The following is an 8,409-nucleotide window of genomic DNA, read 5'->3' on the forward strand; positions in this document are numbered from 1 at the left end:
CACAGCCCACGCTAGATGTCCCTCAGTCGTGTCACAGTCACCGCGGTGCGTAACCTGCACCCGGTGACCTTCTCCCCCTCCCCCCGCATCAATATTCTGTACGGCGCCAACGGCAGCGGCAAAACCAGCGTGCTGGAAGCTATCCACCTGCTAGGGTTGGCGCGGTCGTTTCGCAGTGTGCGGCTGAACCCCGTTATCCAGCATGAGCAGCAGAGCTGTACAGTTTTTGGTCAGGTAGAACTGGCAGAAGGCGGACACAGTGCACTGGGTGTCTCGCGGGATCGTCAGGGGGAGTTCCAGATTCGTATCGACGGCCAGAATGCGCGCAGTGCTGCGCAATTGGCCGAGATACTTCCGCTGCAATTGATCAACCCGGACAGCTTCCGACTTCTTGAAGGGGCCCCAAAGATCCGCAGGCAATTTCTCGACTGGGGCGTGTTCCATGTTGAACCGCGGTTCATGTCGACCTGGCAGCGGCTACAGAAGGCCCTGCGGCAGCGGAACTCATGGCTGCGGCATGGTACACTCGACGCCGTTTCACAAGCGGCCTGGGACCGGGAACTGTGCCTGGCCAGTGCTGAAATTGATGAATACCGCCGCGCCTACATCAAAGCCTTGAAACCAGTCTTTGAGCAGACCCTGAGCGAGCTGCTGGATCTCCAGGGGTTAACGCTGAGCTATTACCGTGGTTGGGATAAAGACCGTGAGCTGAGTGCTGTACTCGCCGCGTCTGTCCACCGGGACCAGCAAATGGGGCATACCCAGGCGGGGCCACAACGTGCTGATTTGCGCCTTAAGCTGGGTGCAAATAACGCCGCAGATATTTTGTCGCGGGGGCAGCAGAAGTTGGTGGTCTGCGCGCTGCGCATCGCTCAGGGGCACTTGGTCAGCCAGGCCCGGCGAGGCCAATGTATTTATCTGGTGGATGACTTGCCGTCCGAACTGGACGAGCAGCATCGCAACGCACTGTGTCGCTTGTTGGAAGACTTACGCTGCCAGGTATTCATTACCTGTGTAGACCACGAATTATTGAGGGAAGGCTGGCAGACGGAAACGCCAGTTGCCCTGTTCCACGTGGAACAGGGCTGTATCACCCAGACCCACGACCATCGGGAGTGAAGGCATTGAGCGAAGAAAACACGTACGACTCAACGAGCATTAAAGTGCTGAAAGGCCTTGATGCCGTACGCAAACGTCCCGGTATGTACATTGGTGATACTGACGATGGCAGCGGTCTGCACCACATGGTGTTCGAAGTAGTCGACAACTCCATCGACGAAGCGCTGGCTGGCCATTGCGACGACATCACCATCACGATCCACCCGGACGAGTCCATCACCGTGCGCGATAACGGCCGCGGTATTCCGGTTGACGTGCATAAAGAAGAAGGCGTATCTGCAGCCGAGGTCATCATGACCGTGCTGCACGCCGGCGGTAAGTTCGATGACAACTCCTACAAAGTATCCGGCGGCTTGCACGGTGTAGGTGTTTCGGTGGTAAACGCCCTGTCCGAACTGCTGGTCCTGACTGTACGCCGCAGCGGCAAGATCTGGGAACAGACCTACGTCCACGGTGTTCCTCAGGCGCCTATGGCTATTGTGGGTGAAAGCGAAACCACGGGTACGCAGATCCACTTCAAGCCTTCGGCTGAAACCTTCAAGAATATCCACTTTAGCTGGGACATCCTGGCCAAGCGGATTCGTGAACTGTCCTTCCTGAACTCCGGTGTGGGTATCGTCCTCAAGGACGAGCGCAGCGGCAAGGAGGAGCTGTTCAAGTACGAAGGTGGCCTGCGTGCATTCGTTGATTACCTGAACACCAACAAGAACCCTGTGAACCAGGTGTTCCACTTCAATGTTCAGCGTGAAGACGGCATCGGCGTAGAAATCGCCCTGCAGTGGAACGACAGCTTCAACGAGAACCTGTTGTGCTTCACCAACAACATTCCACAGCGCGATGGTGGCACGCACTTGGTGGGCTTCCGCTCTGCCCTGACGCGTAACCTCAACACGTACATCGAAGCTGAAGGCCTGGCCAAGAAGCACAAGGTCGCCACCACCGGTGATGATGCCCGTGAAGGCTTGACCGCGATCATATCGGTGAAAGTGCCGGATCCAAAGTTCAGCTCGCAGACTAAAGACAAGCTGGTGTCTTCCGAAGTGAAGACCGCTGTTGAACAGGAAATGGGCAAGTTCTTCTCCGACTTCCTGCTGGAACACCCGAACGAAGCCAAGTTGATTGTCGGCAAGATGATCGACGCAGCCCGTGCTCGTGAAGCTGCACGTAAAGCCCGTGAGATGACCCGTCGTAAAGGCGCGTTGGACATCGCGGGCCTGCCGGGCAAGCTGGCTGACTGCCAGGAAAAAGACCCTGCTCTGTCCGAACTGTACCTGGTGGAAGGTGACTCTGCTGGCGGCTCCGCCAAGCAGGGTCGCAACCGTCGTACCCAAGCCATCCTGCCGTTGAAAGGTAAAATCCTCAACGTCGAGAAAGCCCGTTTTGACAAGATGATCTCTTCGCAAGAAGTCGGCACCTTGATCACTGCGCTGGGCTGTGGCATCGGCCGCGAAGAGTACAACATCGACAAACTGCGCTATCACAACATCATCATCATGACCGATGCTGACGTTGACGGTTCGCACATCCGTACCCTGCTGCTGACCTTCTTCTTCCGTCAGTTGCCGGAGCTGATCGAGCGTGGCTACATCTACATCGCCCAGCCACCGTTGTACAAAGTGAAAAAGGGCAAGCAAGAGCAGTACATTAAAGACGACGAGGCCATGGAAGAGTACATGACCCAGTCGGCTCTTGAAGATGCCAGCCTGCACTTGAACGAAGATGCCCCTGGCATCTCCGGTGAGGCACTGGAGCGTCTGGTATACGACTTCCGCATGGTGATGAAGACCCTCAAGCGTTTGTCGCGCCTGTACCCTCAGGAGCTGACCGAGCACTTCATCTACCTGCCGGCTGTAAGCCTTGAGCAGTTGGGTGACCACGCTGCCATGCAGGACTGGATGGCCAAGTTTGAAGAGCGTCTGCGTCTGGTCGAGAAATCGGGCCTGGTCTACAAAGCCAGCCTGCGTGAAGACCGTGAGCGTAATGTCTGGTTGCCAGAGGTCGAACTGATCTCCCACGGCCACTCGACGTTCATCACCTTCAACCGCGACTTCTTCGGCAGCAACGATTACAAAACCGTTGTGACCCTGGGCGCTCAACTGAGCACCCTGCTGGATGAAGGCGCCTATATCCAGCGTGGCGAACGTCGCAAGCAAGTGACCGAGTTCAAGGAAGCACTGGACTGGTTGATGGCTGAAAGTACCAAACGTCACACCATCCAGCGCTACAAAGGTCTGGGTGAAATGAACCCGGATCAGCTCTGGGAAACCACGATGGACCCAAGCGTACGTCGCATGCTGAAAGTCACCATCGAAGACGCGATCGGCGCCGATCAGATCTTCAACACCTTGATGGGCGATGCTGTAGAACCACGTCGTGAATTCATCGAGAGCAACGCACTGGCAGTGTCCAACCTGGATTTCTGATCCTGTTTTGACCCGCAGTACCCAAAAAGGCCAACGCTCAGCGTTGGCCTTTTTTAATGGCTAAAAAATGACTATGGCGCCAACAGCACCGCCCTCTCCTCGCGGCACAACTCCAGTAAAAAATCCCACACCACCCTCAACCTTACGGATTTGTGCAGTTCACGGCGGGTGCTGATCCAGTAACTGCGTTGCACAGACTCGCCCGGCAATACACGCACCAGGTCGGGGTCGTCAGCGGCCATGTAGTTGGGCAATACGGCGATACCCAGGCCGGCGCGAGCGGCTTGTTGCTGGGCAATGACGCTGGTGCTGCGAAAGGTCACGGTCGGGGTGCGGCAGAAGGTATTGAGGAACAGCAGCTCCTGACTGAACAACAGGTCGTCGACGTAGCCGATCCAGTAGTGGTTGGCCAGATCGTCGCGGCTGTTCAGAGGCGGCGCCTTGTCCAGATAAAGGCGGCTGGCATAGAGCGCGAGCCGGTAGTCAGTGAGTTTGCGAGTTATCAACAGGTCGGCGTTGGGACGGTCCAGATGAATACTGATTTCTGCTTCGCGGTTGAGGATGCTGACGAAGCGCGGTACTGCGACCAGTTCCACCTCCAGACCTGGATAACGCTCAAACAAACCCCGCAGTCGCGAGGTGATAAACATGATGCCAATGCCCTCGGTGACACCCAGACGGATTTTGCCCAAGGGGGTGAGGGACTGGTTGATTTCTTCCTGGGCCAGCAGTGCGACGTTTTCCATCGCTTCGGCATGTTTGAGCAAGGCTTGCCCGGCCGGGGTCAGTTCGTACCCCTGGGCATATTGCACAAATAAAGCCGCGCCCAAGTGTTGCTCGATGCTCTCAATATGCCGTGCAACGGTGCTATGGGTGGTGTTCAGGCGCTTGGCGGCGGTGAGTAAACGTCCGCTGCGCTGCAACTCCAGGAAGTACCGCATGTCATTCCAGTCGAACATGATCAACCCCCCAGAGCGCTACATCAGATGTGGCTTACGGATGACTGTGCAAAAACGCACAAGCCATGGGTGAAATCTCGCGTTTGCAACACGAAAATAATCAATAGGATGGTGTAGGACAAGAACAATAAATAAAAGGCGCGAGGTGATACATGCCATCAGCCAACAAGGTGTACGACTACATCATCGTGGGTGCCGGGCCTGCAGGTTCAGTGCTGGCCAATCGGCTGTCTGCCGATCCTCGCCACAACGTGTTGCTGCTCGAAGCGGGCGGGCAAGATAACTACCCGTGGATCCATATTCCTGTGGGTTACCTGTATTGCATCGGTAACCCGCGCACCGACTGGTGTTTCAAGACCGAAACCCAGGCCGGTTTGCAAGGTCGCAGCCTGAGCTACCCACGGGGTAAGGTCTTGGGCGGCAGCTCGTCCATCAACGGCATGATTTATATGCGCGGCCAGGCGGGTGATTACAACCGCTGGGCCGAGTTGGGCAATTCGGGCTGGGGCTGGGATGACGTATTGCCATTGTTCAAACGCAGCGAAAAGCACTTTGCCGGCAATTCTGAGCTGCATGGCAGTGAAGGTGAGTGGCGGGTTGAGCAGCAGCGCTATTCATGGCCGATTCTCGACGCGTTTCGTGACGCCGCCGCGCAAAGCGGAATTGCCAGCGTCAGCGATTTCAACGGTGGCGATAACCAGGGCTGTGGATACTTTCAAGTCAACCAGCGCTCCGGTGTGCGCTGGAATGCCTCAAAGGCTTTTCTGCGGCCAATACTCAAGCGCCCCAACCTGACGGTTTTGACCGACGTGCAAGTCGACAAAGTGCTGCTTGAAAACGGCCGGGCCACCCAGGTCAGTGCGCGCTGGCAAGGCGCACAGCATACCTTCACGGCCGGTTGCGAGATTATCCTTTGCGCCGGTTCGATTGGCTCTCCTGGCATCTTGCAGCGCTCGGGTATTGGCCCGCGGCCTTTGCTCGAAAGCCTGGGGATAACTGTGCTGCATGAGCTGCCCGGGGTGGGGGGGAATTTGCAGGACCACTTGCAGTTACGCTTGATCTTCAAACTGACCAAGGCCCGAACCCTCAACCAGGTCGCCAATAGCGTGTGGGGTAAAGTCGGCATGGGCCTGCGATATGCCTACGACCGCAGTGGTCCTTTGGCGATGGCCCCCAGTCAGCTGGGGGCGTTCGTCAAATCCGACCCTGATCAGTTATCTGCCAACTTGCAATACCACGTCCAGCCGCTGTCCCTTGAGCGTTTTGGCGAGCCGCTGCACACCTTCCCGGCCTTTACCGCCTCGGTGTGCAACTTGCGACCAAAAAGCCGGGGGCGCGTGGATATCCGTTCGGCAAACCCGGATGACGCACCGCTGATCGACCCCAATTACCTGAGCCACCCTGATGATCTGAAGGTAGCAGCCGATGCCATACGCCTGACTCGGCGTATCGTGGCCAGCGCAGCTCTGCAGGCCTTTACCCCTGAGGAATATCTGCCAGGCAAGGACTTGCAGACCGAACAAGAGCTGTACGACGCAGCTGCCCGTATTGGTACGACGATTTTTCACCCCGTGGGCACTTGCCGCATGGGCCAGGACGCCGAGGCAGTGGTCGATGCCCAATTGCGCGTTCATGGGGTACCGGGTTTGAGGGTGGCAGACGCTTCGATCATGCCCAGCATCGTGTCGGGTAATACCTGTTCTCCGACCCTGATGATTGGCGAAAAAGCCGCGCAGCTGATTTTGCAGGCTTCGCTTGAAACACCGCAGTACACAGCAGGCGTTAACCGCACGGCAGCTATACCGGTCGCCTGAAGGCGATCGTGGTTTCGGGCGCAGTCATCCGGAACCGGCAGTGGACAACAACAATAATCACTGTGGCCCATAGGGCCGAGGACTTTCCACATGTCAGACGCACTTGCACAACAGGCGGCTACCGTCAAAGGAACGACCGGGCGCGAAGAGCGCAAGATCATTTTTGCGTCATCCCTCGGGACCGTTTTCGAGTGGTATGACTTTTTCTTGTATGGCGCTTTGGCCACCGTGCTCAGCAAGCAGTTCTTTGCTGGGGTCAACGACACCACGGCGTTTATTTTTGCCTTGATGGCCTTTGCCGCAGGCTTTTTGGTGAGGCCCTTCGGGGCACTGGTGTTCGGTCGATTGGGTGACATGATCGGGCGTAAATACACCTTCCTCATGACCATCATTTTGATGGGTTTATCGACCTTCGCTGTCGGCCTGTTGCCGACCTACGCCAGCATCGGTATCGCAGCCCCGATCATGCTCGTGGTATTGCGCATGCTCCAGGGGCTGGCGCTGGGCGGTGAATACGGCGGTGCAGCCACTTACGTGGCTGAACACGCCGCACCGGGCAAGCGTGGCTTCAACACCAGCTGGATTCAATCGACTGCCACCTTGGGTTTGTTGTTGTCGCTGCTGGTGGTGCTGAGTTGCCGGTACCTGACCGGTGACCAGTTTGAAGTCTGGGGCTGGCGCCTGCCGTTTCTGCTGTCCATCGTGCTGCTGGGCATCTCGACCTGGATTCGCATGAGCATGCACGAGTCGCCAGCGTTCGTGAAAATGAAAGCCGAAGGTAAAACCAGCAAGTCGCCGATCCGCGAATCGTTCGGTAAATGGGAAAACCTCAAGATCGTGCTGATTGCCCTGTTCGGTATCAACGCTGGCCAGGCGGTAACCTTCTATACCGCGCAGTTCTATGTGCTGTTTTTCCTGACACAGATGCTCAAGATGGACCCGGCCCAGGCCAATCTCTTACTGATTATCAGCGTAGTGATCGGGGCACCGTTCTTTATATTCTTCGGCTGGCTGTCTGACCGTGTGGGGCGCAAGCCGATCCTGATGCTTGGCCTGTTATTGGCCACAGCCCTGTACTTTCCGCTGTTCAAAGCATTGAGCCATTACGCCAACCCGCAGATTGATACCGCCAGCCGTCAATCACCGATTGTGGTCATGGCCGACCCGGGCACCTGCACCTTCCAGTTTGACCCGGTAGGCAAGGCACGTTTTGACAGCCCGTGCGACAAGGTTAAAACCTTCCTGGTGAAGCAGGGCTTGCCGTATACCTCACAGTCGGCTGCACCGGGCGCTGAAGTTCAAGTGTCGGTAGGTGAACAGAAAATCAGCGGTTTTGACGAAGCGGCCATGCGCGCAGCGATAACCGAAGCGGGTTACCCGGCCAAGGCTGATCCAGGCGCGGTCAACCAGCCAATGGTTGTACTGGTGATGGTACTACTGACACTCATTGCCACCATGACCTACGGCCCACTGGCAGCCGTGATGGTAGAGCTGTTCCCGACTCGCATCCGCTACACCTCAATGTCCCTGCCCTACCATATCGGCAACGGCTGGTTCGGTGGTTTTCTGCCCACCGTGTCGTTTGCACTGGTGGTCTACACCGGGGATATCTTCTATGGCCTGTGGTACCCGGTGGTGATCACCGGGGTCAGCCTGGTGGTGGGCATGCTGTGCCTCAAGGAAACGAGGAATGTGAATATCGACAAGGTCTAAGTAACCCGCCTTCCCTTTGAGCGAGCGGTGGAGCGAAGAGCCCCACCGCCTTCCACATTCCCGAACTTGAACGTGGCAATAAAGCCCCATTCAATAACCTGCCCCTCTGTTGTTGTGGTCGGGTCGTCCAAAGCTTTGGACAAGGGCTCATACAAAGTCTCTGGAACCCGCTTTGCTGATAATCCTACTTATAGCCTAGAACGATCATCAGCGAATAAGGAACTCTGTATGTTGCAACTTATCTCACTCTCTCCTAGGCTCTGTACGTAAAGTATTGTCGCAAGCACCGCATAGCGCAGGCCAATGAGACCATCGCCGCAAAACTTGTTGCGAGCTTGTCGAAGCGCGTCACGATGCGACGGTTCTCCTTCAGCCAGCCAA

Annotated in this window: 5 protein-coding genes and 1 pseudogene; 4 read left to right on the top strand and 2 right to left on the bottom strand. The window is 56.8% G+C overall.

Features of this window, described 5'->3' with window-relative positions:
- The first annotated feature begins 15 nt into the window (after positions 1-15).
- Positions 16-1,119, top strand: coding sequence for a DNA replication/repair protein RecF (recF, locus tag HBN79_RS18425; RefSeq protein ID WP_094999581.1), 1,104 nt, complete (start codon positions 16-18; stop codon positions 1,117-1,119).
- A 5-nt stretch (positions 1,120-1,124) separates the two neighbouring features.
- Positions 1,125-3,542: a DNA topoisomerase (ATP-hydrolyzing) subunit B gene (gene gyrB / locus HBN79_RS18430; RefSeq protein ID WP_016782862.1), complete on the top strand. Its 2,418-nt coding sequence runs from the start codon at positions 1,125-1,127 to the stop codon at positions 3,540-3,542.
- 71 nt (positions 3,543-3,613) lie between these two features.
- On the opposite strand, the gene HBN79_RS18435 is transcribed toward gyrB, so the two are convergent.
- Positions 3,614-4,501 (bottom strand): LysR family transcriptional regulator, encoded by an 888-nt coding sequence (locus HBN79_RS18435; RefSeq protein WP_094999582.1) that lies wholly within the window; start codon positions 4,499-4,501, stop codon positions 3,614-3,616.
- A 152-nt stretch (positions 4,502-4,653) separates the two neighbouring features.
- Here HBN79_RS18435 and HBN79_RS18440 point away from each other — a divergent pair, with 152 nt between their 5' ends.
- Positions 4,654-6,315: a GMC family oxidoreductase N-terminal domain-containing protein gene (locus HBN79_RS18440; protein WP_095017924.1), complete on the top strand. Its 1,662-nt coding sequence runs from the start codon at positions 4,654-4,656 to the stop codon at positions 6,313-6,315.
- Positions 6,316-6,405: 90 nt separating this feature from the next.
- Positions 6,406-8,028: an MFS transporter gene (locus HBN79_RS18445; RefSeq protein WP_169916993.1), complete on the top strand. Its 1,623-nt coding sequence runs from the start codon at positions 6,406-6,408 to the stop codon at positions 8,026-8,028.
- Between the two features lie 253 nt (positions 8,029-8,281).
- On the opposite strand, the pseudogene HBN79_RS18450 reads toward HBN79_RS18445, so the two are convergent.
- Positions 8,282-8,409: pseudogene (locus tag HBN79_RS18450) on the bottom strand (IS5/IS1182 family transposase); the annotation flags it as partial.

This window comes from Pseudomonas sp. WS 5051 (assembly GCF_012985715.1).
Taxonomy (GTDB): Bacteria; Pseudomonadota; Gammaproteobacteria; order Pseudomonadales; family Pseudomonadaceae; genus Aquipseudomonas; species Aquipseudomonas bubulae.

Coding starts and splice junctions, on each gene's coding strand:
- recF (WP_094999581.1), top strand. CDS start 16: ATGTCCCTCAGTCGTGTCACAGTCACCGCGGTGCGTAACCTGCACCCG.
- HBN79_RS18435 (WP_094999582.1), bottom strand. CDS start 4,501: ATGTTCGACTGGAATGACATGCGGTACTTCCTGGAGTTGCAGCGCAGC.
- HBN79_RS18440 (WP_095017924.1), top strand. CDS start 4,654: ATGCCATCAGCCAACAAGGTGTACGACTACATCATCGTGGGTGCCGGG.
- HBN79_RS18445 (WP_169916993.1), top strand. CDS start 6,406: ATGTCAGACGCACTTGCACAACAGGCGGCTACCGTCAAAGGAACGACC.